This is a genomic window from Leisingera sp. ABM4_103 (assembly GCF_056158685.1).
The window spans coordinates 1,102,862-1,128,501 of sequence record NZ_JBSWTU010000005.1; the positions used below are offsets into that span (position 1 = coordinate 1,102,862).

At 64.9% G+C, this 25,640-nt stretch carries 23 protein-coding genes; 16 read left to right on the forward strand and 7 right to left on the reverse strand.

Annotated elements, in window-relative coordinates; translation table 11 throughout:
• Positions 1-3 precede the first annotated feature (3 nt).
• The 11 genes from ACXAED_RS06835 to ACXAED_RS06885 all read left to right on the forward strand — a co-directional run bounded on the left by ACXAED_RS06835 (position 4) and on the right by ACXAED_RS06885 (position 9,738).
• Positions 4-552 (forward strand): acyl-CoA thioesterase, encoded by a 549-nt coding sequence (locus ACXAED_RS06835; RefSeq protein WP_475048107.1) that lies wholly within the window; start codon positions 4-6, stop codon positions 550-552.
• Positions 553-602: 50 nt separating this feature from the next.
• Positions 603-1,967, forward strand: coding sequence for an MFS transporter (locus tag ACXAED_RS06840; RefSeq protein ID WP_475048110.1), 1,365 nt, complete (start codon positions 603-605; stop codon positions 1,965-1,967).
• Positions 1,964-2,833, forward strand: a complete 870-nt coding sequence (mepA, locus tag ACXAED_RS06845) for a penicillin-insensitive murein endopeptidase (RefSeq protein WP_475048113.1) — start codon at positions 1,964-1,966, stop codon at positions 2,831-2,833. The genes ACXAED_RS06840 and mepA overlap by 4 nt, the downstream gene beginning before the upstream one ends.
• Positions 2,806-3,720, forward strand: coding sequence for an esterase-like activity of phytase family protein (locus ACXAED_RS06850; RefSeq protein ID WP_475048116.1), 915 nt, complete (start codon positions 2,806-2,808; stop codon positions 3,718-3,720). The genes mepA and ACXAED_RS06850 overlap by 28 nt, the downstream gene beginning before the upstream one ends.
• 183 nt (positions 3,721-3,903) lie before the next feature.
• Positions 3,904-4,539, forward strand: coding sequence for a queuosine precursor transporter (locus tag ACXAED_RS06855; RefSeq protein WP_475048118.1), 636 nt, complete (start codon positions 3,904-3,906; stop codon positions 4,537-4,539).
• Between the two features lie 259 nt (positions 4,540-4,798).
• On the forward strand, positions 4,799-5,218 hold the full coding sequence (gene arfB / locus ACXAED_RS06860; RefSeq protein WP_475048121.1) for an alternative ribosome rescue aminoacyl-tRNA hydrolase ArfB: 420 nt from the start codon (positions 4,799-4,801) through the stop codon (positions 5,216-5,218).
• 63 nt (positions 5,219-5,281) lie between these two features.
• Complete coding sequence (locus tag ACXAED_RS06865; protein ID WP_475048123.1) at positions 5,282-6,028, forward strand: SDR family oxidoreductase; 747 nt, start codon at positions 5,282-5,284, stop codon at positions 6,026-6,028.
• An 86-nt stretch (positions 6,029-6,114) separates the two neighbouring features.
• Complete coding sequence (locus ACXAED_RS06870; protein WP_475048126.1) at positions 6,115-7,137, forward strand: P1 family peptidase; 1,023 nt, start codon at positions 6,115-6,117, stop codon at positions 7,135-7,137.
• 109 nt (positions 7,138-7,246) lie between these two features.
• Positions 7,247-7,708: a c-type cytochrome gene (locus ACXAED_RS06875; protein ID WP_475048129.1), complete on the forward strand. Its 462-nt coding sequence runs from the start codon at positions 7,247-7,249 to the stop codon at positions 7,706-7,708.
• 152 nt (positions 7,709-7,860) lie between these two features.
• A complete protein-coding gene (idi, locus tag ACXAED_RS06880; protein WP_027236097.1) occupies positions 7,861-8,403 on the forward strand; it encodes an isopentenyl-diphosphate Delta-isomerase in 543 nt (180 codons plus the stop codon).
• A gap of 78 nt (positions 8,404-8,481) precedes the next feature.
• The gene (locus ACXAED_RS06885; protein WP_475048132.1) at positions 8,482-9,738 is read left to right on the forward strand and encodes a flavin-dependent oxidoreductase; all 1,257 of its coding nucleotides are present in this window, start codon (positions 8,482-8,484) and stop codon (positions 9,736-9,738) included.
• Between the two features lie 249 nt (positions 9,739-9,987).
• On the opposite strand, the gene glpK is transcribed toward ACXAED_RS06885, so the two are convergent.
• The 3 genes from glpK to panB all read right to left on the reverse strand — a co-directional run bounded on the left by glpK (position 9,988) and on the right by panB (position 13,260).
• Positions 9,988-11,478 carry a glycerol kinase GlpK gene (gene glpK, locus ACXAED_RS06890; protein ID WP_475048135.1) on the reverse strand — a complete coding sequence of 497 codons (1,491 nt, stop codon included), beginning with the start codon at positions 11,476-11,478 and terminating at the stop codon, positions 9,988-9,990.
• Positions 11,479-11,545: 67 nt separating this feature from the next.
• Complete coding sequence (gene panC, locus ACXAED_RS06895; protein ID WP_475048138.1) at positions 11,546-12,406, reverse strand: pantoate--beta-alanine ligase; 861 nt, start codon at positions 12,404-12,406, stop codon at positions 11,546-11,548.
• An 8-nt stretch (positions 12,407-12,414) separates the two neighbouring features.
• On the reverse strand, positions 12,415-13,260 hold the full coding sequence (panB, locus tag ACXAED_RS06900; RefSeq protein ID WP_475048141.1) for a 3-methyl-2-oxobutanoate hydroxymethyltransferase: 846 nt from the start codon (positions 13,258-13,260) through the stop codon (positions 12,415-12,417).
• Between the two features lie 165 nt (positions 13,261-13,425).
• Here panB and ACXAED_RS06905 point away from each other — a divergent pair, with 165 nt between their 5' ends.
• Positions 13,426-14,904: an ABC transporter substrate-binding protein gene (locus tag ACXAED_RS06905; protein WP_475048144.1), complete on the forward strand. Its 1,479-nt coding sequence runs from the start codon at positions 13,426-13,428 to the stop codon at positions 14,902-14,904.
• Positions 14,905-15,036: 132 nt separating this feature from the next.
• On the opposite strand, the gene ACXAED_RS06910 is transcribed toward ACXAED_RS06905, so the two are convergent.
• Entirely contained in the window at positions 15,037-16,155 is a 1,119-nt protein-coding gene (locus ACXAED_RS06910; protein WP_475048147.1) for an acetoin utilization protein AcuC, read from the reverse strand.
• 173 nt (positions 16,156-16,328) lie between these two features.
• On the opposite strand from ACXAED_RS06910, the gene ACXAED_RS06915 reads away from it, so the two are divergent.
• Genes ACXAED_RS06915 through ACXAED_RS06930 form a run of 4 tightly spaced genes read left to right on the forward strand, consistent with a single transcriptional unit; the run spans position 16,329 to position 21,136 of the window.
• Complete coding sequence (locus ACXAED_RS06915) at positions 16,329-17,276, forward strand: ABC transporter permease (protein ID WP_475053037.1); 948 nt, start codon at positions 16,329-16,331, stop codon at positions 17,274-17,276.
• Positions 17,273-18,088, forward strand: coding sequence for an ABC transporter permease (locus ACXAED_RS06920; RefSeq protein WP_475048149.1), 816 nt, complete (start codon positions 17,273-17,275; stop codon positions 18,086-18,088). Before ACXAED_RS06915 ends, ACXAED_RS06920 begins: the two co-directional genes overlap by 4 nt.
• Complete coding sequence (locus ACXAED_RS06925) at positions 18,085-19,692, forward strand: ABC transporter ATP-binding protein (RefSeq protein WP_475048151.1); 1,608 nt, start codon at positions 18,085-18,087, stop codon at positions 19,690-19,692. The genes ACXAED_RS06920 and ACXAED_RS06925 overlap by 4 nt, the downstream gene beginning before the upstream one ends.
• Positions 19,685-21,136, forward strand: a complete 1,452-nt coding sequence (locus ACXAED_RS06930) for an aldehyde dehydrogenase family protein (RefSeq protein WP_475048154.1) — start codon at positions 19,685-19,687, stop codon at positions 21,134-21,136. The genes ACXAED_RS06925 and ACXAED_RS06930 overlap by 8 nt, the downstream gene beginning before the upstream one ends.
• A gap of 95 nt (positions 21,137-21,231) precedes the next feature.
• On the opposite strand, the gene pncB is transcribed toward ACXAED_RS06930, so the two are convergent.
• From pncB to pncA, 3 genes are all read right to left on the reverse strand, one after another.
• The gene (pncB, locus tag ACXAED_RS06935) at positions 21,232-22,521 is read right to left on the reverse strand and encodes a nicotinate phosphoribosyltransferase (RefSeq protein ID WP_475048156.1); all 1,290 of its coding nucleotides are present in this window, start codon (positions 22,519-22,521) and stop codon (positions 21,232-21,234) included.
• A gap of 64 nt (positions 22,522-22,585) precedes the next feature.
• Positions 22,586-24,847 (reverse strand): ATP-binding protein, encoded by a 2,262-nt coding sequence (locus ACXAED_RS06940; RefSeq protein ID WP_475048158.1) that lies wholly within the window; start codon positions 24,845-24,847, stop codon positions 22,586-22,588.
• Positions 24,848-24,916: 69 nt separating this feature from the next.
• The gene (gene pncA, locus ACXAED_RS06945; RefSeq protein ID WP_475048161.1) at positions 24,917-25,513 is read right to left on the reverse strand and encodes a bifunctional nicotinamidase/pyrazinamidase; all 597 of its coding nucleotides are present in this window, start codon (positions 25,511-25,513) and stop codon (positions 24,917-24,919) included.
• Between the last annotated feature and the right edge of the window lie 127 nt (positions 25,514-25,640).

Sequence of the window (25,640 nt, forward strand, 5' to 3'; positions counted from 1 at the left end):
CCCATGTACCCGATTTTCCGCCTGATCAAGGATACCGTTCTGGCCAGCCGGATGGAGCGGCTGCCGATCACCGGCTTGCATGTCTCCAGCCACATCTGCTGGCCCTGGGATCTGGACATGTGGATGGAGCTGAACAACGGCCGCACCATGACACTGTATGACCTGGGCCGCACTATGCTGGCGCAGCGGGCCGGGCTGATCGGCGCGTTGAAGAAGAACCGCTGGGGCCTGACAGTGGCGGGGTCGTCGGTGCGCTACCGCCGCCGTATCCGCGGTTTTGAGCGCTTTGAAATGCGCAGCCGCGCGGCCGGCTGGGACGACCGGTTCATCTATGTCGAACAGTCCATGTGGAAGAAAAACGGCGAGTGCGCCAGCCATGTGATGCTGCGCACGGCCGTTACGGACCGCAACGGTATCGTTCCGCCGGAAAAAGTTCTGGAGGCTCTGGGGCAAAGCACCGAGGCCTCCCCTGAATTGCCCGGGTGGATCCAGGACTGGTGCCAAGCGGATGCAGGCCGCCCCTGGCCGCCGATGCAGGACGGGCTTGCCTAGGCCCCTGCCCGCCTGCCATACCTGAAGGCAACTATAAAAAGAGGCCGGGTATGCAGCAGGTGTCCACGCGCAAGCGGATCTGGGGGTGGTGGTTTTTCGATTGGGCCAGCCAGCCGTATCAGACGCTGCTGGTCACCTTTGTGTTCAGCCCGTTCTTTGCCGCCGTCGCCGCCGAGCATTTCCTGGGCCAGGGACTGGACAGCGAGGCCGCCAAGGCGCAGGCGCAGACCGTGTGGTCGATGTGCCTGACCGTGACCGGGCTGATCATCGGCTTCGGGGCACCGTTCCTGGGCGCCATGGCCGACATCACCGGCCGCCGCCTGCCCTGGATTATGGTGTTTTCGCTGATGTACCTGATCGGTGCCTGGGGCCTGTGGTACATGGATCCCGAGGGCGGCAACCTGTGGTGGATGCTGGTCAGCTTCGGGTTTGGCTTCATCGGTGCTGAATTCGCCCTGATCTTTGTCAATGCCCAGCTGCCGACGCTGGCCAGCCGCGAGGACGTGGGGGATATCTCCGGCTCCGGCTTTGCCTTTGGCTACCTCGGCGGGGTGATCGCGCTGTTCATCATGCTTCTGCTGTTTGTCGAGCAGGGCAGCGGCAAGACCCTGATCGGCCTCAGCCCGGCCCTGGGCCTGGATCCGGAGGCCAAGGAGGGCACCCGCGCCGTCGGACCCTTTACCGCAATCTGGTTTGCCGTCTTCATGATCCCCTATTTCCTGTGGGTGAAGGACCGCGGCGCCACGGGGCGCAAGGCGACGCTGGGCAAGGCCTGGCAGATGGTGGTCAAGCTGGTCTCCGGCCTGCGCCGCCGGCTGAGCCTGGCGAGCTACCTCGGCTCCTCGATGTTCTACCGCGATGCGCTGAACGGGCTGTACGGCTTTGGCGGCGTCTACGCCAAGCTGGTGCTGGGCTGGGAGATTACCCAGATCGGCATCTTCGGCATTGTCGCGGCCTTTGCGGCCACGCTGTTCAGCTGGCTGGGCGGCAAGGCGGACCGGCGGTTCGGGCCGAAGCCGGTGATCATCGCCTCGATCCTGATCCTGTCCTTTGTCTGCCTGATCATCGTTTCCATGTCGCGGCACCAGATCTTTGGTGTACCCTTGGCAGAAGGCTCCACCCTGCCGGACACGGTGTTCTTTGGCTGCGGCGTGCTGATCGGCGGCTTCGGCGGCATTCTTCAGGCGGCCAGCCGCAGCCTGATGGTGCGCCACACCAGCCCGAAGGACGCAACCGAAAGCTTTGGCCTCTACGGGCTCTCGGGCCGCGCCACCGCCTTTCTGGCACCGGCGCTGATTGGCGCAGCGACCACAATAACCGGCAGCGCGCGGCTGGGGATCACCCCCGTCATCGGGCTGTTTCTGATCGGTTTGATACTGTTATTCTGGGTTCAAGGAGAAGGAGATCAGGGTTGAGACTGTTACTTGCCTTTTGTTTAGCGGTTGCTGGTTTCATAAGTCCGGCAAGCGCGCAGACCCCCGCCAAAGCGCTGTTCGGAGCCAAACCGGCCGCCTCACAGCAGCGGCCGGCGCCTTTCGGCTCCTACGCCAAGGGCTGCGTTGCCGGCGCCGCCCGGCTGCCGGAGACCGGCCCCACCTGGCAGGCCATGCGGCTGAGCCGCAACCGCAACTGGGGCCATCCCGTCGCGATTGATTTCGTCAAGGACCTGAGCCGCTTTGCCGCCCGGCAGCGCGGCTGGAAGGGGCTTTACATCGGTGACATCAGCCAGCCGCGCGGCGGGCCGATGCTGTCGGGCCATCGCAGCCACCAGATCGGCCTGGATATCGACATCTGGATGCGCCCGCCCGACCGGCTGAACCTCAGCCGTAATGCACGCGAAAACATTTCCTCAATCTCCATGCGCCGTGCCAAAGGCGCCTATGTGAACGCCAGCTGGAGCCGGGCGCATCACGAGATCCTCAAGGCCGCGGCCAAGGATAAGCGGGTGGCGCGGATTTTCGTGTTTCCCGGCGCCAAGGTGCAGATGTGCAACGACGAGAAGGGCGACCGCCGCTGGCTGCGCAAGATCCGGCCGTGGTGGGGGCATCATTACCATTTCCACGTGCGTCTGGCCTGCCCCCGCGGCGCCCGCGGCTGCGTGGACCAGGCCGCTCCGCCCAAGGGCGACGGCTGCGCGGATGCGCAGCAGTGGGTGAACAACATCCTGAACCCGCCGCCGCCGAAACCGGTTGACCCCAACGCGCCAAAGCCTAAACCACGGCGTGACTACACCCTTTCGGATCTGCCCAAGCAATGCGCCGCCGTTCTGCAATCAAACTGACCCTGGCCCTGGCCGCTGCTGCCGGACTGACAGCCGCGGCCTTTTCCGCCAGCCGTCCCGCCGCCTCCGTGGCGGGCAAAGCGCGGTATCTGAGCAGCTATACCTGGAAGCTGAACCAGCCCTGGTTCGGCGGCTTTTCCGCGCTCAAGCTCAGCGAGCGCGGCACGGTGATGACGGTGCTGAGCGACCGCGCCACCCTGGTGACCACACGGATCGAGCGCCGCCACGGCACCATTTCCGGAGTGACCGCGCAGCGCGCGCACGGCCTGCGGGCCTCCACCGGCAAGGTGCTGCGCGGACTTGCCGGAGACAGCGAGGGGCTGGCGGTATCGCCCGACGGCAGCCGTTATATTTCGTTTGAGGGCGCCGCGAGGGTGGTCCGCTACCGCCGTCCTGAAAGCCGCGCCAAGGTGCTGCCGCGCCCCAAGGCCTTCCGCAAGCTGCCGCCCAACAAATCCCTGGAAACCCTTGCCATCGATTCCCGCGGCCGCCTCTACACGCTGCCGGAAAAGGCCTATGACAAGCACGGGCAGATCCCGGTCTGGCGCTGGAACGGCCGCCGCTGGTCGCGGCCCTTCAGCCTGCCGCCGCAGGGAAGGTTTCTGCCGGTGGACGCCGATTTCGGGCCCGACGGCCGCTTCTATCTTCTGGAGCGGGACCTGACCTTTCTGGGCTTCCGCAGCCGCCTGCGCCGCTGGGACATGACCGCCGCCGGCCCGGTGAACGAAACAATCCTGCTGCAGACCGGCCCCGGCACCCACGACAATCTGGAAGGCCTGTCGGTGTGGGCTGATGAAGCCGGCCAGCTGCGCGCCACCATGGTGTCGGATGACAACTTCCTGCCGCTCCAGCGGACGGAACTGGTGGAATACGCCCTGCCCCGCTGATCGCGCCGCGCCAGCGGCGCCCGGCCCAACCGGGAGCGGGGCATTCCCGGAATGCACCGCGAGCGGGCGGGAGCGCTCCCTGCCGCCGGATACCTTGCCCTCAAGGCCGGATCATTTTAAAGGGGCCGGTCTTTTTTTGCCGCGGACCTTGCCCGCGCGCCCCGAAACATACGGATCCGACACATGACCCGCTCGCATATTCCCGGCATCCTTGCCATGGCCGCCGTGGTGGTGGCCTCCAATATCCTGGTGCAATTCCTGTTCGGCCAATGGCTGACCTGGGGCGCCTTCACCTACCCCATCGCCTTTCTCGTCACCGACGTGATGAACCGGGTCTACGGTGCAGCCGCGGCGCGCAAAGTGGTGGTGGCGGGCTTTGTCGCCGGGGTGATCTGCTCGCTGATCGGCACCCAAATCATGCTGGAGGGCGACGGTTTCACCTACCCGGCGGTCACCCTGCGCATTGCGCTTGGCTCCGGCCTCGCCTTCCTCACCGCCCAGATGCTGGATGTGGCCGTGTTCTCCGCCCTGCGGACCGGCAAATGGTGGCGTGCCCCGCTCGCCTCGACCCTGATCGGCTCCTCGGTGGATACCGCGATTTTCTTCACCGTGGCGTTTTCCGGCGCGCTTACTTGGCTGGAGCCGGGCAATGATGTCTCCTGGGCGGGGGAGATCCTGCCGCTGCTGGGCACCGGCCCCGAAAGCCCCTTGTGGGTCTCGCTGGCCCTGGCCGATTGGCTGGTGAAACTGTCGCTGGCGCTGGTTGCCCTTGTGCCCTTCCGCATCATCGTGCGTAAGCTCACCGCAAAGACCACATGATTTTGTTTTGACATTGGCCGAATCTATGGCAGGCTGAGGGCACACGAAACATTCAGAAAGGAGGTGCCCATTGTCTAGAGAAGCTATGGAGAGCAGTGCCGGAACAGTTCAGAAGGAGTGCGGCCGAGGCAGCCCTTGGCGCGTATAGATCACTGAATTGGTGCTGACCTAACCGGTGCACCTCCTATCATCTCGAAGGGCTGTTCCCGCGTGTGGGAACAGCCCTTTCGCTTTTCCGGCCGCCGTTTCATAAAGAGCCATGATCCGCATCAACGACCAAATCACCCTGCAGGACTGGGAAATGACCGAGAGCTTTGTCCGCGCCTCGGGCCCGGGCGGGCAGAATGTGAACAAGGTGGCGACCGCGGTTGAGCTGCGGTTCGAGGCGGAGCGCTCACCGGCGCTGACGCCTGCGGTCAAGAACCGGCTGAAGCGGCTGGCCGGGCGCCGCTGGACCAAGGAAGGCGCAATCATCCTGCAATGCGACGAAACCCGCTCGCAGCAAAGAAACCGCGAGATCGTCCGCGAGCGGCTGGCAGAGCTGGTGCGCAAGGCGCTGATCGCGCCCAAGCGGCGCATCGCCACCAAGCCCACCCGGGGCTCCGTCAAGCGGCGGCTGGAGGCCAAGAAGCAGCGCGGCGAATTGAAAGCGACGCGCGGTAAGATCGACCCGGACTGACTTGGGATTGCACCGCCGCCCGGAGCGCCCCATGCTGGCGTCAAACAATCCGGGAGGGAAATCATGCGTCTGGACGGAAAGACCGCCATCGTGACCGGCGGCGCCTCGGGCTTTGGCGCGGGCATTGCGCGCAAGTTCCTGGCCGAGGGCGCCCGGGTGATGATTGCGGATATCAACGGCGCTGCGGCAGAAGAGCTGGCCGCAGAACTGGGCAGCAACGCCATCCCGCAGGCGGTGGATGTTTCGGACCGCGCTTCGGTCGATGCCATGGCCATGGCCGCGCTGGCCGCCTTCGGGCGCCTCGACATTCTGGTCAACAACGCAGGCGTCACCCATCTGCCCGCCCCGCTGGAGGAGATCAGCGAGGACGACTTCGACAGGGTGCTGGGCGTCAACGTCAAATCTGTTTACCTGACCGCCTGCGCCCTGGTGCCGCATATGAAGGCAAACAAGGCGGGCGCGATCCTGAACGTCGCCTCCACCGCCGGCGTCTCGCCGCGTCCCAACCTCAACTGGTACAACGCCTCCAAGGGCTGGATGATCACCGCGACCAAGACCATGGCGGTGGAACTGGCGCCGCATGGGGTGCGGGTCAATGCGATCAACCCGGTGGCGGGAGAAACCCCGCTGCTCAAATCCTTCATGGGCGAGGATACCCCGGAAATCCGCGCCAAGTTCCTGTCCACCATCCCGATCGGCCGGTTTTCAACGCCGGAGGACATGGGCAACGCCGCCTGCTTCCTCTGCTCGGACGAGGCCAGCATGATCACTGGAGTTGCAATGGAAGTGGACGGCGGGCGCTGCATATAGCGTCCCCGGCTTTCATCTTTCCAAAAATACTCCCGCCGGAGGCAGCGCGCGCCAGCGCGCTTCATTCAGAAAAAGGACCGCCCGACATGCTCCCCGGCCCCCGAAACCTGATCACCGACGTCCCCGGCCTGCTTGTCGGCAACGCCCAGGACGCCACGCTGAAATCCGGCACCACGGTGCTGACATCGGACTGCCCCTTCACCGCGTCGGTGCATGTGATGGGCGGCGCGCCCGGCACGCGGGAGACCGATCTGCTGGCGCCGGATAAGTCGGTGGCAAAAATCGACGCGCTGGTGCTGTCGGGCGGCTCTGCCTTCGGGCTCGACGCCTGCTCCGGCGTGATGGACGCATTGCATGGCCAGGGCCGCGGTTTTCCGGTCGGCCCGGCGCGGGTGCCGCTGGTGCCGGGCGCGATCCTCTTTGACCTGCTGAACGGCGGGGACAAGAACTGGGATCAGAACCCCTATCGCGACCTGGGCCGGGCGGCGTTTGAGGCGGCGGCGGAGAGTTTTGAACTTGGCACCGCGGGCGCCGGCACCGGCGCGCTGACGGCGATGCTGAAGGGCGGGCTGGGGTCCGCCTCGCTGGTGCTGGAGGGCGGCGGCACGGTGGGCGCGCTGGTGGCGGCCAATCCGTTGGGCGCCGTCACCACGCCGGGGGAGCGGAATTTCTGGGCCGCGCCCTTTGAGATTGGCGAGGAGTTCGGCGGGATCGGACCGGACACGTCCGCCGGGCTGGGCCGCGGCCTGCGCAGCCGCAAAATCGAAGCGATCCAGAACCTGAGCGGCACGCCGCTGCCACCAGAGCGCGCCAACACCACCATCGCCATCGTCGCCACAGATGCGGCGCTGACCAAGGCGCAGTGCCAGCGGCTGGCCACCGCTGCCCATGACGGCATCGGCCGCGCCATCGTGCCCGCGCACACCCCAGGCGACGGTGATCTGGTATTTGCCGCCAGCACCGGCGCACGGGCGCTGGAGGCTGCGGACGCAGAGCTTGGGACGCTGTGCCATGCAGCAGCCCTGTGCCTCAGCCGGGCCATTGCCCGCGCAGTCTTTCACGCGCGCCCGGAACCCGGAGATCTGCTGCCCTGCTGGTCAGCGCCTTGAATTGCCGCAGGTTCCTGCCGGAACTTTGATGCGCGTCAAACTGCCGGTTGACACTGCCGGCTATTGGATCATGAGTCACACGTGCCAACTCATAACCGGAGCAAGCAATATGAAACCTCTCGTTACTGCCGCCATTTTCGGCCTCCTCGCCGCCCCCGCCTTCGCCGAAGGCGACCCGGCCAAGGGTGAAAAGGGGTTCAACAAGTGCAAGTCCTGCCACATGGTCGTCTCTGATGACGGCGACGTGATCGTCAAGGGCGGCAAAACCGGCCCCAACCTGTGGGGTGTTGCCGGCCGCACTGCAGGCGCCGTGGAAGACTTCAAATACAGCAAGGACCTGGCTGCTGCCGGTGAAGCGGGCCTGGTCTGGGATGAAGAGAAATTCGTCGCCTTCACCGCCGACCCCAAGAAGTTCCTGCAGGCCGAAACCGGCGACTCCAAAGCCAAATCGAAAATGTCCTTCCGCCTGAAGAAGGGCGGCGAAGACATCTATGCCTTCCTGGCCAGCCACGGCCCGGCCCCGGCAGAGGGTGCCGAAACTGAGGAAAGCGCGGAAGCGGCCACCGAATAACGCCCGGATTTCCGGCAAACACTGCATCAAAGCCGCGGCATTTTCGCCGCGGCTTTTCGCGTAATTGCTTTCGCAACCGGCAGGCGTTAGCGGTAGGAGCCAGGCCATCGCAATTGCGGCAGGCCGGTCGGGAACCACGTCACGGACACAGCATGAGCCATATGATCCCCGCCTGGGTGAACGGCGATTTGACACCTGTTGACAAGCTCGCCGCGCATGAGCGCGGGCTGAAGCACAAGGCGGTTTCCGTCTTTGTGGTGAAAGGCGTGGAAATCCTGATGCAGCGGCGGGCGATGGGCAAATACCACACGCCGGGGCTGTGGGCGAACACCTGCTGCACCCATCCGATGTGGGAGGAGCAGGCTTCGGCCTGCGCGGTGCGGCGGATGCAGGAGGAGCTGGGGATCACCGGGCTTTACCCTGAGTTCCGCCACCACCTGGAATACCGCGCCGATGTCGGCAACGGGCTGGTGGAGCATGAAGCGGTTGATGTGTTCCTGGCGCACGCCCACCGCCCGCTGAAAGTCACCCCGAACCCGGATGAGGTGATGGAAACCCGCTGGGTCGACTACCACGACCTGCTGGCAGAGGTGAGCCGCCATCCCGAGCGCTTCACACCCTGGCTGAAGATCTACCTGCACAACTATGCCGACGTGATCTTCGGCCCCGATCTGATCATCGCCGGACGGCGCTGAGCCGCCTCCCCCCGTATCTTCTTGTTCTGCGCAGTAGGCTGTGGTTTTCTGCCCGCACAATTGGGAGGTATACTTATTATGTCCATTCTCATCGCCGGCGGCGGCATCGCCGGGCTGACCCTGGGGCTGACCCTGCATCAGATCGGGGTGCCCTTCCGGATCTTTGAGGCGGCGCGGGAGCTGAAGCCGATGGGGGTTGGCATCAACCTGCAGCCCAACGCGGTGCGGGAGCTGTTCGATCTGGGGCTGGAGGCGGAGCTGGATGCGATTGGCGTGAAGACCCGGCAGCTGGGGTTTTACAGCAAGCTGGGCAAAACGATCTGGGAGGAGCCCCGCGGCACCGGCGCGGGCTATGCCTGGCCGCAGTATTCGGTGCACCGCGGGGCGTTGCAGATGATGCTGTACCGCGCGCTGGCTGAGCGTGCCGGGGCGAACTGCATTGAAACCGGAGCACGGGCAGCAGGGTTTGAGAATACGGGCGGCGGCGCCACGCTGCTGCTGGCTGATGGGCGGCGGATCGAAGGCTCGCTGGTTGTGGCAGCCGATGGGATCCACTCTGCCCTGCGCGCGCAGATGGTGCCGGATGAGGGCGCGCCCATCTGGAACGGCCGCATCCTGTGGCGGGCTACCACCCGCGCGCCCGCCTTCAAGGGCGGCGCGGCGATGGCGATGATCGGTCACGACGACCTGCGGCTGGTCGCGTATCCGATCTCCCAGCCGGATGCCGGTGGCCTCGTCACGATGAACTGGATCGCGGAAAAGCGCTTTGACCCCTCCGCCCCCTGGCGGCGGGAGGACTGGAACCGGCCTGCGGACATCCAGGACTTCCTGCCGGACTTTGCGGGCTGGCAGTTCGATTGGATCGACGTGCCCGGCCTGATCCGCGGGGCGGAGGTGGTCTATGAATACCCGATGGTGGACCGCGACCCGCTGGCGCGATGGACCGATGGCAAGGTGACCCTGATGGGCGACGCCGCGCATCCGACCTATCCGGTGGGCTCCAACGGCGCCAGTCAGGCGATTGTCGATGCGCGGGTGATCGGTGCGCGACTGCTGGACCACGGGATCAGCGCCAGCGCTCTGCAGGCCTATGAGGCAGAAGTGCGTCCGGTGACCACGGCTGTGGGTATGGCCAACCGCGCAGGCGGCGGCCCGGACGGGGTGCTGCAACAAGTCGAGGACCTCTGCGGTGGAGATTTCGGGGACATCAGCGAAGTGATCCCGCAGGCGGAGCTGGCCGCCCATGCCGCCAAGTACAAGTCGATTGCGGGCTTTTCCATCGAAGAACTCAACGCGCGTCCCCCGACCATCCCGGCAGGCGCTGGCATCAGCTGAGGCACGCCCCCCGGCCAACCGCGGGTCAAGGACGGCGCAGCCGCCGTGCCGCAGGCTCGGTTTATTCTTGAGGCGCGGATGGACACAAACACTCGAAAACGCGCGTTTAAGGGCAGTTCCGCCCTTAAACCGCTTCTCAGCAGATAGAAAAGCGCCGCGCAAAGCGCGGCGCTACGCCCAACTGTGAGGCCCATTTTTTGAATGGGCAGGAGCAGGCGGGAGCGCCCCGCCCTGCCCGTTCACCAGCGCTTAGATCCCGATCACCGCCTGCACCGCGCGCTGCCAGCGGGCATAGGCCGCTTCGCGCGCGGCGGGCTGCATCAGCGGCGCGAACTGGCGGTCGAGCTTCCAGGTGTCGGCAAAACCGGTCTGGTCCGGGTAGATCCCGGCCTGCATCCCTGCCAGCCAGGCCGCGCCCAGCGCGGTGGTTTCCTGCATCACCGGGCGGTCGACGGCAGCGCCCAGCAGATCGGACAGGCTCTGCATGGTCCAGTCGCTGGCGCTCATGCCGCCATCGACGCGCAGGGTCACGGTGTGGTGGCTGTCGTCCTCCCAGTCGGCGCGCATCGCCTCATAAAGGTCGCGGGTCTGGTAAGCGACGCTTTGCAGCGCGGCGCGGGCGAATTCCGCCGGACCGGAGTTGCGGGTCAGGCCGAACATGCCGCCGCGGCACTCCGGCTCCCAATAGGGCGCGCCAAGGCCGGTGAAGGCGGGCACCAGGATCACGTCCTGGCCCGGGTCCGCCCGCAGCGCCAGTTCGCCAGATTGGGAGGCCTGTTCGATGATTCCCAGCCCGTCGCGCAGCCACTGCACCGCGGCGCCGGCGATAAAGATCGAGCCTTCCAGCGCATAAGTCGGCTTGCCGTCCAGCTGATAGGCGATTGTGGTCAGCATCCGGTTCTTCGACACAACCGGCTCATCCCCGGTGTTCAGCAGCGCAAAGCACCCCGTTCCGTAGGTGGATTTCATCATCCCCGGCTGGAAGCAGGCCTGCCCGATGGTGGCGGCCTGCTGGTCGCCCGCCACACCCAGAATCGGAACCGGACCGCCAAGGATTTCCGGGTCGGTGGTGCCGAAATCGGCGGCGCTGTCCTTCACCTCCGGCAGCATCTGCTGCGGCACGTTCAGCAGATCGCTGATGGTGCTGCTCCAGCGGCCCTTGCGGATATCATACATCAGCGTGCGCGCGGCATTGGTCGCGTCGGTCACGTGGGAGGCGCCGCCGGTCAGGCGCCAGATCAGAAAGCTGTCGACTGTACCGAACAGGAGATCCCCTGCCTCGGCCCGCTCCCGCGCGCCCGGAACGGTGTCGAGGATCCACTTCACCTTGGTGCCGGAGAAATAGGGATCCAGCAGCAGCCCGGTGCGATCGGCCACCATTTCCGCGTGGCCGGCCTCGCGCAGCTGCTCGCAGATGGCGGCGGTGCGGCGGTCCTGCCAGACGATGGCATTGTGGATGGCCTTGCCGCTGGATTTATCCCAGACCACGGTGGTCTCACGCTGGTTGGTAATGCCGATGCCCGCGATGTCCGCGGCAGACACGTCCAGATCCGCCATTACCTTGCGGCAGACCGCGACGGTGGTCTCCCAGATCTCCTCCGGGTCATGCTCCACCCAGCCCGCCTGCGGGTAATGCTGGGTGAACTCCTGCTGCGCGGTGCCCGCGACCTGCATTCCCGCATCAAACAGGATTGCCCGGGTCGACGTGGTGCCCTGATCAATTGCCAGAATATAGGTCATCGGCTGCCCTCCAGTCTCCTCTGACCGGGGACAATAAACGCAAAGGTGCTATCGCTACCAGCCCCTACTAAGAATTTAGTTGAGGAACCTCGATATTGTCGATCAGGCGGATGCCATCCATCCAGGCGGCGGCCAGCAGCCGGGCCGGACGGGAGGGGGTCTCCAGCGCCTCCAGCGTTTCCGCGCAGCGCAGGTCGAAGTATTCGACGTCGCCAAACCCCGCCTCAGACAGCGCTTGCCGCGCGGCGGCCTCCAGCGGTGCCCAGAGCCCGCCCCCGGACGCCTTGGCGGCGGCCTCGCGCATTGCCGCATTCAGGGCCGCGGCCTTGGCCAGCGCCTCCGGCGACAGGCGCAGGTTGCGCGACGACATGGCGAGGCCTGACGGCTCGCGCACGGTTTCGCAGCCGATCACCTCAATCGGGATGTCCAGATCGCGGGCCATGCGGGTCACCACCATCAGCTGCTGGTAATCCTTCTGGCCGAAAAAGGCCTTGTCCGCGCTGGTCTGCAGGAACAGTTTGGCGACGACCGTGGCAACCCCGTCGAAATGACCGGGGCGGAAGGGGCCCTCCATCACGTCCGTTATACTGCCGCCGACAGACACATTGGTGGCATAGCCGTCCGGGTAGATCTGATCCGGGTCCGGGACATAGATCAGGTCCACGCCGTAGGGGGCGAGCTTCTCCGCATCCTCGTGTTCGGTGCGCGGGTAGTTTGCCAGATCCTCGGCGTTATTGAATTGCTTGGGGTTCACGAAGATGGTCACGATCACACGGTCGCAAGCTTGCTTGGCTGCTTCGACCAGCGACAGGTGGCCTGCGTGCAGCGCCCCCATGGTCGGCACCAGGCCGATGGTTTCGCCGTTGCGGCGCCACTCGGACGTCTTGGCGCGCAGGTCGGCCAGACGGCGCAGGATCGGGGCAGTCATTTCGGAAATCATCCTTTGGAGGGCGTCTTGGCCGCCGGGGCCTGATCGGCAAAGACATGTTCGGCAGCCGGGAAACTGCGGGCGCGCACTTCGGCGGCGTATTCGGCGATACCTGCCTCCGCCAGCGGGCCAAGGTCGGCGTAGCGTTTCACGAACTTCGGTTTGAAGGCGGTGAAGAAGCCCAGCATGTCGTCCACCACCAGGATCTGCCCGTCGCAGCCCGCGCTGGCGCCGATGCCGATGGTGGGAATCGCCACCTCGGCGGTGATCTTGTCGGCCAGTTTCTGCGGCACCTTCTCCAACACCACGGAAAACGCGCCGGCCTCCGCCACCGCGCGGGCGTCTGCCAGCACGGCGTCCGCCTGAGCGTCACGACCCTGCACCTTATACCCGCCCAGTGTGTTGATCGACTGCGGCGTCAGGCCGATATGCGCCATCACCGGGATGCCGCGCTTGACAAGGAAGCGGATGGTTTCGGCCATTTCGACGCCGCCCTCCAACTTGACCGCGGCGCAGCCGGTTTCGGCCATCAGCCGGGCGGCGTTGCGGAATGCCTGCTGCGGGCCTTCCTCGTAAGACCCGAAAGGCATGTCGATCACCAGCATCGCCTGGCTGAGACCGCGCGCGACCGCCTGGCCGTGCAGGATCATCATCTCCATCGTCACGCCCAGGGTGGAGGTCAGCCCGTGCAGCACCATGCCGACGCTGTCGCCGACCAGCACGAAATCGCAGTGCTTGTCCATCAGCCGCGCCATCGGCGTGGTATAGGCCGTCAGGCTCACCAGAGGGGTGCCGCCTTTGCGGGCCCGGATGTCTTCGGCGTTGGGCGCCTGTTTCTTGGCTGTTGCGCTCATGGCTTCCTGTCCGCGGTTCTTGGAGTGGACACGGATTATCAATTAACGCCGCGTGCTTCCAGTGGGCGAAATGTCCCCCGCCCTTGATTACGCTTGGGAATCGGGGAAACTCGTTTCCAATAGGCGCCGCACACGGCCCGCATATTGTACACGGGGAGTTATTCAATGGCACTGAAATCATTTGTTTTTGCGGCGGGTTCCGCACTGGCCCTGGCCGCGGGCGGTGCCTGGGCCAAGGACAGCGTCACCATCGCCATGCAGCTGGAACCGCCGCATCTGGACCCGACCAGCGCCGCCGCCCAGGCCATTGACTCGGTGGTTTACAGCAACATTTTCGAGGGGCTGACCCGGTTCATGGGCGATGGATCGGTAGTGCCGGGGCTGGCAGAGAGCTGGGAAATTTCCGAAGACGGCACCGTCTACACCTTCCGCTTGCGTGAGGGCGTCACCTTTCACGATGGCAGCGCGATGGATGCGGAGGACGTGAAATTTTCGCTCGACCGCGCCCGCGCGGAGGACAGCACCAATGCGCAAAAGGCGCTGTTTGAAGGGATCACTGCCGTGGATGCGGTGGACCCGCAGACCGTGCAGATCACGCTGGACGGGCCGAACGGCAGCCTCTTGTTCAACCTCGCCTGGGGCGACGCGGTGATCGTGGCGCCGGAAAGCATCGAAGACATCAAGACCAATCCCATCGGCACCGGCGCCTATACGTTCCAGGAGTGGGTGCAGGGCGACCGCATCACGCTGGCGCGCAATCCGGACTATTGGGGCGATCAGCCTGCGCTGGCGTCGGCGACCTTCAAGTTCATTTCCGACCCCACGGCCGCCTTTGCCGCGATGATGGCGGAGGATATCGACGCCTTCGACAATTTCCCGGCGCCTGAGAACCTGCCCCAGTTCGACGCCGATCCGCGGTTCCAGGTGCTGGTCGGCTCGACCGAGGGTGAGACGATCCTGTCCACCAACAACAAGCAGCCGCCGTTTGATGACATCCGGGTGCGGCAGGCCATGGCCCATGCCATCGACCGGCAGGCGATCATCGACGGTGCCATGTTCGGGTTCGGCACTCCGATCGGTACCCACTTTGCGCCGCACAATCCGGCGTACAAGGATCTGACCGGCAAGTCCGCCTATGACCCGGAACAGGCCAAGGCGCTGCTGTCCGAGGCTGGATTCGCCGAAGGGTTTGAGACCACCCTGCATCTGCCGCCCCCGTCCTATGCCCGGCGCGGCGGCGAGATCATCGCGGCGCAGCTGGCCGCGGTCGGCATCAAGGCCGAGATCATCAACGTGGAATGGGCCCAGTGGCTGGAGACTGTGTTCCGCGGTAAGAACTTCGGCCTCACCATCGTCAGCCATACCGAGCCGATGGACATCGGCATCTACGCCCGGCCCGAGTATTACTTCCAGTACGACAGCAAGGCGTTTCAGGAGCTGATGAACCGGCTGAACGCGACCACGGATCCGGACAGCCGCACCGCGCTGATGCAGGAGGCGCAGGAAATGATCGCAGCGGATTACGTCAACGGCTATCTGTTCCAGCTGGCCAAGCTGGGGGTGGCTAAGGCCGGACTGCAAGGTCTGTGGGAAAACGCGCCGACGGCGGCAATCGACCTGACGGCGATCAGCTGGGCGGAGTAATTTGATACAAGCCAATGGCCCGGCGGCAACGCCGGGCAGCGCCCGACCCTCCCGTCAAACCGCAGGTTTGCCTTCGGCAAAACGGGAGGGCGCTTACGCCCCCTCCCAGGATCGGGCGCTGCCCTCATCGCATCACAGACCCTGTCTCGCACATAAAAACGCTACCCGCTCCCGGATTTCCTGACGGATATCCCCGCCCCGCGGTTGATCCCTGAGCGTGGTGAACCAGTGTTCCGGCGGATTGCGGCCCAGGCGGTTTCCGTTGAACTCCAGCCCGCGCAGCACTTCTTCGCCCGCCGCGGGCAGCCGCTCCGGCACCTCAACTCCGTTCAGCGTGGCCCAGACCCCGGTCCAGAGCCGCCCTACTGACCACGGATTGTACCCTCCGCCACCCAGCACCAGATAGCGCGGCGCCATGCCCATCAGCGCCCGAACCACCGCCCAATGGGCGTTGTTCGACAGGTCCAGATGCGGCAGCGGGTCCTCCGTCACCGCGTCCGCCCCGCATTGCAGCACGATGGCATCCGGCTGAAACGCCGCGACCGCGGGCAGGATCAGCGCGTCGCGGATATGGGCCATCTCATCATCATTGAAGCCGCGCGGCACCGGCAGGTTCAGGGCGGACCCGCCTGCGTCCTCTGTCAGTGTGCCGGTCTTGGGCCACAGGTTTTCCTCATGCACCGAGATCATCAGCACGTCCCCATCACCGGCAAAGCCATGCTCCACCCCGTCTGCGTGATGCGCGTCGATGTCCAAGTAGGCGATCCGCTGCGCGCCATGGTGGCGCAGCGACAGCATCGCCAGGACGGGATCGTTCAGATAGCAGAACCCGTTGGCGCGGTCCGGCATCCCGTGATGGGTGCCGCCCGCCGGGTTGTAGACGATGCCGCCACCCGCCAGCAGTTCCCCCGCCAGGATCGATCCGCCCGCGGCAGTGGCCGGGCGGCGGTATATCTCCGGGAACACCGGGTTGGAAATAGTGCCGAGGTGATGCCGCGCCCGCACTTCCGCGCTCACTTCTTGCGCCGCCTCCGCCGCCTGCAGGGCCGCGACGTATTCGGGCGTGTGCCAGATGGTAAGCGCCGCAGGTTTGGCGCGGGGGGAATTCACATAGGCCTCATACGGCAGCCAGCCCAGCGCGCGCGCGAGGTCCATCACGGTTGAAACCCGCGGCACCCGCAAGGGATGGGTGCGGCCATAGGACGATCCGCGGTAGATTTCAGATCCGATGAACAGGGGGCGGGACAGCATGGCAGAGTGATAGCCGTTTTCCGGGCGCTGCCAAAGGGCTTGCTCCGCGCAATCCGCCGGTTCCCGTGCGGCATCCGCTCAACCCATTGACGCTGCGCATTTTTGCCGCCTGGCCCCGGTTTCCCTCTGCTGGCCTCTGGACCCGTTCCCCGCAGGCTCCTAACGTGGCAGCCATGCTGCGCTATGCCCTCAAACGCCTCCTGTCGCTGATCCTCAGCCTGGCTGTTGCCTCGCTGGTGATCTTCCTTGTGGTGGAGGTGGCACCGGGCGACCCGGCGTCGTTCATGCTGGGGGTCAATGCGCAGGCCGATACGGTGGCCGCCCTGAAGGCAGAGCTGGGGCTGGATCAAACCAAAGCCGCCCGTTACTTGAGCTGGGTTGCAGGGATGCTGGGGGGAGATTTCGGCACCTCCTACACCTACCGCACACCTGTTGCCGGGATGATTGCCGACCGCATGTGGGTATCGCTGCCGCTGGCGCTTTATGCGCTGACGCTGTCAACGCTGATCGCCTTTCCCGCCGGCATCTATGCCGCCGCCCGCCGCGGCACGCCAGGCGACATGGCGGTGATGGGCGCCACCCAGCTGGGTGTCGCAGTGCCGAACTTCTGGTTTGCGATGATGCTGGTTCTGATCTTTGCCATCAACCTGCGCTGGTTCGGGGCCGGCGGGTTTCCGGGTTGGGAAGCGGGGCTTTGGACGGGCCTTCATGCGCTGACGCTGCCCGCGATTGCCCTGGCGCTGCCGCAGGCGGCGATCCTGACGCGGGTGATGCGCTCAGCCCTTCTGGACATACTGGGCGAGGATTTCATGCGCACCGCCCGCGCCAAAGGGCTGACTCGCCGTCAGGCACTATGGCGGCACGGAGTGCGCAACGCGCTGATCCCGGTGCTGACCATCATCGGGCTGCAGTTTTCCTTCCTGCTGGCAGGCGCGATCATCATCGAACAGGTGTTTTACCTGCCGGGCCTCGGGCGGCTGGTGTTCCAGGCGATCTCCTCCCGCGATCTGATCGTGGTGGAGTCTGTGGTGATGCTGCTGGTCTTTGCCGTCATAACGGTGAATTTCCTGGTCGACCTTGCCTATGCGCTGGTGGACCCGCGGCTGAGGAGCCGGACATGACCCGCAACCTGATCCTTGGCGGTGTGCTGTCCTCGCTGGTGCTGCTGGCGGCGGCGGTGTCGTTTGTCTGGACGCCCTTGGACCACACCGCAATGAACATCGCCGCCAAACTGCAGACGCCGAATGCGCAGCACTGGCTGGGCACCGATCATTTCGGGCGCGACCTGATGTCGATGATCATGGTCGGCGCGCGCACCTCCATCGCCGTCGCCTTGGTGGCTGTTGGTATCGGCATGGGCGCGGGCGTTCCGCTGGGGCTGACGGCAGCGGCGCGCAAGGGGTCTTGGCTGGATGAGCTGATCATGCGCGGCAATGACCTCGTCTTTGCCTTCCCTTCGCTGGTGATTGCGATCCTGATCACCGCTGTTCTGGGGGCCGGCGCCATCAACGCGATCATCGCCATCGGCATCTTCAACATCCCCGTGTTTGCCCGCATCACCCGCGGCGCGGCGCTGAGCCTTTGGGAGCGGGAATTCATCCTGGCCGCCCGTGTGGCAGGCAAGAACGCGGCGCGCATCTCCGCGGAACACATCCTGCCGAACGTAATGAACCTGCTGATCGTGCAAGGGACGATCCAGTTCTCGCTGGGGATCCTGGCCGAAGCCGGCCTCAGCTATGTCGGCCTGGGCGCGCAGCCGCCCACCCCCAGCTGGGGGCGGATGCTGGCCGATGCGCAGACCATGGTCAGCTTTGCACCGCATCTGGCGCTGGTGCCGGGCACGGCCATCATCCTCACCGTGCTGGGGCTGAACCTGCTGGGCGACGGGCTGCGTGATTTTTTTGACCCGAAGCTGCGGGTGGCGCGGACATGACCTTGCTGGATGTGACCCATTTATCTCTCAAGATCGGCTGCTATCCGGTGCTGAAGGATGTATCGTTCCACGTAGAGCCGGGCGAGATTGTTGCTGTCACCGGCGAAAGCGGCTCCGGCAAGTCGATGACCGCGCTGGCGGTGATGCAACTGCTGCCGGAGCGGAGCCAAATCAAGGGGTATGTCACGCTGGACGGGACCCAGCTGCTGGATCAGTCCGAAGAACAGATGTGCGCCCTGCGCGGCCAGTCTATCGGCATGGTGTTTCAGGAGCCGATGACCGCGCTCAATCCGGTCAAGACCATCGGCGAGCAGGTGATGGAAACGATCCTGATCCACAAGGCGATGCCACGCCAGGACGCCGAGGCCCGCGCCCGCGAGGTGCTGGAGCGGGTCGGGCTGCCTGAGGACCGCTTTCCGCTAAGCCGCTATCCGCATGAGCTGTCGGGCGGCCAGCGCCAGCGGGTGGTGATCGCCATGGCCATCGCCCTGCGCCCCAAGCTGCTGATCGCGGATGAGCCGACCACGGCGCTGGACGTGACCACCCAAGCGCAGATCCTGTCGCTGCTGAAGGACCTGGTGCAGGACTATGGCATGGGTCTGCTGATTATCACCCACGACCTGGCGGTGGTAGCGGATCTGGCTGACCGGATTGTAATCATGCGCAATGGAGAAGTGGTCGAATCCGGCCACACGGACTGGCTCTTGCGCAACATGCGCCACCCTTACACGCGGATGCTGTTTGACGCCTCGAACCATCAGGTGGCGCTGCCGGAACCAGCCGCGCCAGCAGCGCTCTTGGAGGTGCGGAACGCGGTGCGCGACTACAAGACCCCGCGCCCGTCTCTGTTTGCAAAGCCCGGCACATTCCGTGCCGTGAACGATGTCTCCTTCACCCTGAACCGCGGGGAGCGGCTGGGGCTGGTGGGGGAGTCGGGATGCGGAAAATCGACCCTGACGCGGGCAATTCTGGGACTGGAGCCGCTGCAAGGCGGGGAGATCCTGCTGGATGGAGAACCCGTCACGACTCACCTTGCCCCCGAGACCCGGCGCAAGATGCAGGTGGTGTTCCAGGACCCTTACGGCAGCTTCAACCCGCGCCACCGGGTGGACCGGCTGATCACCGAACCGTTCCATATGCTGCCTGATCCGCCAACCGGCGCGGCGCGCCGTGATCTGATCGCCGAAACCCTCGACGCTGTCGGCCTGAAACCGGAGGACGCCGGGAAATACATCCACCAGTTCTCCGGCGGGCAGCGCCAGCGTATTGCCATTGCCCGCGCCCTGATCACCCGGCCGGAGCTGATCATCTTTGACGAGGCGGTGTCAGCCCTCGACGTCTCCGTCCGCGCCCGCATCCTCGACCTGCTGGCAGAACTGTGCGAGGCCTACAGCCTCACCTACCTGTTCATCAGCCACGACCTGAGCGTGGTGCGCACGATCACCGACCGCTGCCTGGTGATGAGGCACGGAGAAATCGTCGAACAGGGTGAAACCGAAGCCGTATTCAGCACCCCGCAGCACCCCTACACCCGCCAGCTGATCGCCGCAGCCCCGGTGCTGCCTGATCTGTCCGGCCCGGAAAGGAGCCCCCAGCATGTCTGACCCCCTCTGGTTCGATCCCGCGCTCTGCCTCGTTGGCGGCAAGTGGCTGCCCGCGGCCAGCGGCGGCACTCTGCCGCTGGTGAACCCCTCGGACGGCAGCGAAATCTGCCAGATCGCCCGCGGCGGTGCGGCAGATATCGAGGCCGCGGTGCAAGAAGCTGGGACGGCGCTGAACGGCGCATGGGGCCGCATGACTGCGCTGGAACGGGGCCGCATCCTGACCCGGATCGGCCAGTTCGTGCTGGAGCGGGTAGACCTGCTGGCCGAGATTGAGGCGATGGATGTGGGCAAGCCGCTGAGCCAGGCCCGCGCCGATGCGGTGGCGCTGGCGCGCTATTGCGAGTTCTACGGCGGGGCGGCGGACAAGGTGATGGGGGAGACAATTCCCTATCTCGACGGCTACACCGTCTATACCCTGCGTGAGCCGCATGGCGTCACCGGGCATATCGTGCCCTGGAACTACCCGATGCAGATCATCGGCCGCTCTGTCGGCGCGGCGCTGGCGATGGGCAACGCCTGTGTGCTGAAACCGGCGGAGGAGGCCTGCCTGACGGCGCTGGCGTTCGCCCATATCGCGATGGAGGCCGGGCTGCCTGCGGGTGCGCTGAACGTGGTGCCGGGACTGGGATCGGAGGCCGGTGCGGTGCTGGCCGGGCACCCCGGCGTGCATCACATTTCCTTCACCGGGTCGGTCAGGACTGGCGCGCTGGTGCAGCAGGCGGCGGGCGCCAACGTGGTGCCAGTCACGCTGGAGCTGGGCGGCAAGTCCCCGCAACTGGTGTTTGACGATGCCGATCTTGACGCTGCCCTGCCGTTTCTCGTGAACGCGGGTATCCAGAACGCAGGCCAGACCTGTTCGGCATCCTCGCGCATTCTGGTGCAGCGCGGGGCGTATGAGGAGGTAAAGCGGCGCATGGCTGAGGCCTACAGCACGCTGACCGTCGGACCTGCGGCAGAGGACCTGCGGGTCGGGCCGCTGATCTCTGCCAGGCAAAAACAGATCGTGGAGAATTATCTGGACAAGGGCGCTGATCTTCCCGTCGCGGCGCAGGGGACCATCCTGGGTCATGCGCCGGAGAGCGGCGCCTATGTCCGCCCCACCTTGTTTGCCGATGTGCCAGACGATCATGTGCTTGCGCGCGAAGAGATCTTTGGCCCGGTGCAGGTGCTGATCCCGTTCGACACCGAAGACGACGCGCTGCGGATTGCCAATGCGACCGAATACGGTCTGGTCGCCAGCGTCTGGACCCGTGACGGCGCCCGGCAAATGCGGCTGGCCAAGAAACTGCGGGCGGGACAGGTGTTCCTCAACAACTACGGCGCCGGCGGCGGGGTGGAGCTGCCCTTTGGCGGCGTCGGGAAGTCGGGGCACGGGCGGGAGAAAGGCTTTGAAGCGCTCTATGGCTTCTCGCAGCTCAAGACCGTGGCGGCGCATCACGGCTGAGGCCGTCCGCCTCTTTCATCTTTCCCAAATACTCCGGGGGTGAGGCCGCCAGGCCGAGGGGGCGGCGCCCCCTCTTTAACTCCCCTCGTTTTCTTTCACACGATAACGTCCTGCCGTTCCTGCTTGCCGACGCCGAATACGCGCTTGTAACGCGCAATCTCATCCGCAGGCCCCATCGCCTTTTCCGGGTTGTCGGACAGTTTCACCGTCGGACGGCCATTGGCGGCAATTGCCTTACACACCAGCGAGAAGGGCGCCAGCGCGTCATCCGGCACCAGTCCGCGGAAGTCGTTCGTCAGCAGCGTGCCCCAGCCAAAGGACACTTTGGTGCGGCTGGAAAACTGCGCGTGCAGGTCCTGGATCTGCTGCACGTCCAGGCCATCGGAAAAGATCACCCGTTTCTCCGCCGGGTCCTCGCCGCGCTCTTTCCACCAGTTGATCGCTACCTCTGCGCCCTTGGCCGGGTCGCCGCTGTCGATGCGGATGCCGGTCCAGCCGGCCAGCCAGTCAGGCGCGTGGTCAAGAAACCCCTGGGTGCCATAGGTGTCGGGCAGGATGATGCGCAGGTTGCCCTCGTGCTCGTCATGCCAGTCGGACAGAACCTCATAAGGTGCTTGAGCCAGTTCCGCATCGCTGTCCGCCAGCGCCGAATAGACCATCGGCAATTCATGCGCATTGGTGCCGATCGCCTCCACCTCGCGGCGCATGGCAATGAGGCAGTTGGAGGTGCCGGTGAACTTCTCACCCAGCCCCTCGATCATCGCCTGCACGCACCAGTCCTGCCACAGGAAGGAATGGCGGCGGCGGGTGCCGAAATCGGCGATCGTCAGGCCGTCAATCTCCCGCAGCTTCTCGATTTTTTCCCAAACACGGGTCATGGCGCGGGCGTACAGCACCTGCAGCTCAAACCGGCCCATCCTGTCCAGCACCGCGCGCGAGCGCAGCTCCATCAGCACTGCCAGGGCCGGGATTTCCCACAGCATGACCTCGTGCCACTTGCCTTCAAACGTCAGCTCATACTGATCGCCCTTGCGCTCCAGGTGGTAGGGCGGCAGGCGCAGGCCTTCGAACCACTCCATGAAATCAGGGCGGAACATCTGCCGTTTGCCATAGAAAGTATTGCCGCGCAGCCAGGTGCTTTCGCCGCGGCTGAGCGACAGCGAGCGTATGTGGTCCAGCTGTTCGCGCAGCTCGCCCTCGTCAATCAGCCGGGCAAGCGGCACATGGGTGGAGCGGTTGATCAACGAGAAGGTCACGGTGGTGTCCGGCTTGTTTCGGAACACCGACTGGCACATCAGCAGCTTGTAGAAATCGGTGTCGATCAGCGACCGGACAATCGGATCAATCTTCCATTTGTGATTGTAGACGCGGGTTGCAATATCCACCGGCAGCCTCGTGCTTAAGAAGTCATTGATTGATAGGATAGCCCGCCAGCGGGGGCAAAGGAAATCAGCCCGCGCGGCGGGCCTGCGCCTGTGGCGCCAACTGCACCAAAAGCTCGATCAGTTTGCTGCGGTTTATGGGTTTGCTCATGAATTCGTTCATGCCTGCGGCAAGGCAAGCCTCCCGGTCGGAATCGAAGGCATTGGCCGTCAGCGCCACAATAGCAGGCTGCGGCAGGGCCGAGGCGCGGATCGCGCGGGTGGCTTCCAGCCCGTCCATCTCTGGCATCGACATATCCATCAGGATGATATCCGGTGCGAATTCCTGGAACTGTGCCACCGCTTCGCGGCCATTTTGGGCAAAGACCAGTTGCGCCGGTGTCGGATGCAGAAACTTTTCCATCAGCACCCGGTTCACGGCGTTGTCCTCCGCCACCAGGACCCGCAGCCCCTCCAGCGCGTCAAAACCGCCCGGCTGCGGTGCGGCAGCGGGTGTTGCTGACTGCTGCGCCTTCGCAGGATCCAGGCGAAGCCGCACAGTAAAACAGGACCCCAGCCCCAATTCGGACTTCACTGTGATACTGCCGTCCATTGCCTCCGCCAGGCGGCGGGAAATAGCGAGCCCCAGTCCGGTGCCGCCAAAGCGGCGGCTGATTGCGGCGTCCCCCTGGGCAAACCGCTCGAACACCTTGGAGAGCATCTCCTTGGGAATTCCGATGCCGGTGTCCGCCACCGAAAAGATCAGATCAAACCCCTGCCCTGCCGGTTCGGCATCCAGTGTCACCAGCACCCGGCCTTGTTCGGTGAATTTGATCGCATTGCCAGCCAGGTTCAGCAAAATCTGCCGGATTCGCCGGTCGTCGCCGCGCAGCTGTGCGGGCACCCGATCCTTGATTTCCAGCAGCATCCCCAAGCCCTTGGAGTCCGCCTGAGCCTTCAGCAGGCACACCGTTTCCTCGAAACAGGCGCGCGGATCAAAGTCGGCGCGGCTGAGGGTGACGCCCTCAACGTCCATCTTGGAGAAGTCAAGAACATCGTTGATCAGCGCCAGCAGGGTATCCGCCGAGCTGAGGATGGTGCTGGCATAAAGCTCCTGCTCGCCGTTCAGGCCGCTGTCGCGCAGCAGCTGGGCCATGCCAATCACCCCGTTCATCGGGGTGCGGATCTCGTGGCTCATGGTCGCCAGGAATTCCGCCTTGGCGCGGGCACCTTCCTCAGCCGAGATCCGCGCTTGTTCCAGCTGCCGTGCATGTTCCTTGGCGGCGGAAATGTCCCGTTCCACCGCGATCAGTGTTTCCAGCTCTCCAGCGCTGTTCAGCATCGGCACCTGGCTGGTCTCTATCCAGATGTGCTGCCCGTCCTTGCGCCGGTTGCAGATTTCCACGCGCACCGGCCGGGCATCGCGGACACTGTCCTGAAGCAGCCGGATGGCGGCGGGGTCGGTCCTGCCGCTGTTCAGCAAGTCACCCGGCAGCTGACCCAGAGCATCGTCGAACGAGTACCCGGTGAGGCGGTTGAAACTGTCGTTGACCCAGGTAATCCGCCCGTTCCGGTCCATCAGCATCACGCTGTCATTGGCGTTTTCAGCCACCAGCGCCAGGCGTTTGGCCTCCATCTGCTGTTCGGACAGCTCCGCATAGGCGGCTTCCAGCTCCTGCTGCTGCAGGGCCTGGGCCATAATATTGCGGCGGGTCCGGCTGAAGCTGCGCATGACAAAAACGAGGAACCACAGAAAGGAGGTATAAAGCACCGCCAGCCCTGCCAGATGCAACTCGTACATCGCGGCCGATTCCGGCGCTTCCAGGATCTCCACCGCCAGCGCCGCCACCGGCAGCGCTGCATAGGTGACGAGTTTTACGATAACTGCCAAAGGGTTATACGGCAGCACCAACGCGGCATTGATCGCCAGCCCCAGGAGCAGGCCGACAGTGAAAAGCGGTTCGTTGTGGGTGTGCGGGTCCTGGGCCGGAAACTCGACCCAGAAAGGAATGGACGCAGCCGCGCAGAGCGCCAGGGCGTGCAGGAACGCGGTCAGAGCGGTCAGCAGCCGCAGCCGCCTTTCACTCAGGCCGCTGCCGGCCAAGCGGTCCGCACGGCGCAGAAGCATGCAATCCGCGGTGTCGCCGGCAAAGGTTATGGCAAAGGCCAGCAGCGCGTATTGCGTGGGAACGACCAGAGCGAGAGTCAGAAAGGCCAGAGCCATGAACAGCTGGCGGCCCCAAAACATCCGCACCCGGCCGCGGGCGTAACGCAGCAGCAGCTCGAGTGAGCCGTAGCGTTTGTAGTAACTGTCCAGCGGGCCTGCGGCAGCCCCATCCGAAGTATTCATCTATCCGCCTTGCCGTCGGTGAGCCCGCACAACATAAGCCGGCTATTGTTAATAATTCGGCAAATCAACTCAAGATTGAAGCTCAACGCCTGCCTCTTTCATCTGGCCAAGGGCCGCCTGCAGCGATCCGTCCAGGTCAATTGCCCGGCAGGCCTTCAAATCGACCGTCACCTCAAACCCAAGCCGGGCCGCATCGAGCGCGGTGAAGGCAACGCAAAAGTCGGTGGCAAGCCCGGCGAGAGTCAACCGGGAGATGCCGCGCGTGCGCAGGTATCCTTCCAGCCCGGTGGGCGTGGTCCTGTCGTTTTCGAAGAAGCCGGAATAGCTGTCGATTGCCGGGCGGAACCCCTTGCGGACGATAAGGTCGCCGTCGGTGCGCAGGTCCTTGTGGAAGGCCGCCCCACCGGTGCCCTGCACGCAGTGATCGGGCCACAGAACCTGAGTGCCATAGGGCATCTCCACCGTCTCGAACGGGGTCTTGCCCGGGTGCGCAGAGGCAAAGGAGGAATGCCCTGCCGGGTGCCAGTCCTGGGTGAGAATCACCGCGTCGAACTGCGCCATCATGGCGTTGATGGGGGCGACCACCTCGTCCCCGCCGGGCACCGCCAGCGCCCCGCCCGGGCAGAAGTCATTCTGCACATCCACAACGATCAGGGCCTGGGTCATCGGCAACTCCTTTTCTGGCTTGCACAATTTGTAACGGGACAAGTGCCGCTTGGGAACTCCCGCTGGCCGGCGGCGGGCTGACGCAAGTGAAAACATACATGCAAAGCCCTTGTTTTATTGGCCCCGC

What these genes read in the sequence shown, in the direction of transcription:
- ACXAED_RS06940 (WP_475048158.1), bottom strand. Translation starts at nt 24,847, where the DNA reads ATGAATACTTCGGATGGGGCTGCCGCAGGCCCGCTGGACAGTTACTAC.
- ACXAED_RS06910 (WP_475048147.1), bottom strand. Translation starts at nt 16,155, where the DNA reads ATGCTGTCCCGCCCCCTGTTCATCGGATCTGAAATCTACCGCGGATCG.
- ACXAED_RS06915 (WP_475053037.1), top strand. Translation starts at nt 16,329, where the DNA reads ATGCTGCGCTATGCCCTCAAACGCCTCCTGTCGCTGATCCTCAGCCTG.
- panB (WP_475048141.1), bottom strand. Translation starts at nt 13,260, where the DNA reads ATGAGCGCAACAGCCAAGAAACAGGCGCCCAACGCCGAAGACATCCGG.
- idi (WP_027236097.1), top strand. Translation starts at nt 7,861, where the DNA reads ATGAGCCATATGATCCCCGCCTGGGTGAACGGCGATTTGACACCTGTT.
- glpK (WP_475048135.1), bottom strand. Translation starts at nt 11,478, where the DNA reads ATGACCTATATTCTGGCAATTGATCAGGGCACCACGTCGACCCGGGCA.
- ACXAED_RS06850 (WP_475048116.1), top strand. Translation starts at nt 2,806, where the DNA reads ATGCGCCGCCGTTCTGCAATCAAACTGACCCTGGCCCTGGCCGCTGCT.
- ACXAED_RS06930 (WP_475048154.1), top strand. Translation starts at nt 19,685, where the DNA reads ATGTCTGACCCCCTCTGGTTCGATCCCGCGCTCTGCCTCGTTGGCGGC.
- ACXAED_RS06885 (WP_475048132.1), top strand. Translation starts at nt 8,482, where the DNA reads ATGTCCATTCTCATCGCCGGCGGCGGCATCGCCGGGCTGACCCTGGGG.
- pncA (WP_475048161.1), bottom strand. Translation starts at nt 25,513, where the DNA reads ATGACCCAGGCCCTGATCGTTGTGGATGTGCAGAATGACTTCTGCCCG.
- ACXAED_RS06920 (WP_475048149.1), top strand. Translation starts at nt 17,273, where the DNA reads ATGACCCGCAACCTGATCCTTGGCGGTGTGCTGTCCTCGCTGGTGCTG.
- ACXAED_RS06865 (WP_475048123.1), top strand. Translation starts at nt 5,282, where the DNA reads ATGCGTCTGGACGGAAAGACCGCCATCGTGACCGGCGGCGCCTCGGGC.
- ACXAED_RS06925 (WP_475048151.1), top strand. Translation starts at nt 18,085, where the DNA reads ATGACCTTGCTGGATGTGACCCATTTATCTCTCAAGATCGGCTGCTAT.
- ACXAED_RS06870 (WP_475048126.1), top strand. Translation starts at nt 6,115, where the DNA reads ATGCTCCCCGGCCCCCGAAACCTGATCACCGACGTCCCCGGCCTGCTT.
- ACXAED_RS06835 (WP_475048107.1), top strand. Translation starts at nt 4, where the DNA reads ATGTACCCGATTTTCCGCCTGATCAAGGATACCGTTCTGGCCAGCCGG.
- ACXAED_RS06840 (WP_475048110.1), top strand. Translation starts at nt 603, where the DNA reads ATGCAGCAGGTGTCCACGCGCAAGCGGATCTGGGGGTGGTGGTTTTTC.
- ACXAED_RS06875 (WP_475048129.1), top strand. Translation starts at nt 7,247, where the DNA reads ATGAAACCTCTCGTTACTGCCGCCATTTTCGGCCTCCTCGCCGCCCCC.
- arfB (WP_475048121.1), top strand. Translation starts at nt 4,799, where the DNA reads ATGATCCGCATCAACGACCAAATCACCCTGCAGGACTGGGAAATGACC.
- ACXAED_RS06855 (WP_475048118.1), top strand. Translation starts at nt 3,904, where the DNA reads ATGACCCGCTCGCATATTCCCGGCATCCTTGCCATGGCCGCCGTGGTG.
- panC (WP_475048138.1), bottom strand. Translation starts at nt 12,406, where the DNA reads ATGACTGCCCCGATCCTGCGCCGTCTGGCCGACCTGCGCGCCAAGACG.
- ACXAED_RS06905 (WP_475048144.1), top strand. Translation starts at nt 13,426, where the DNA reads ATGGCACTGAAATCATTTGTTTTTGCGGCGGGTTCCGCACTGGCCCTG.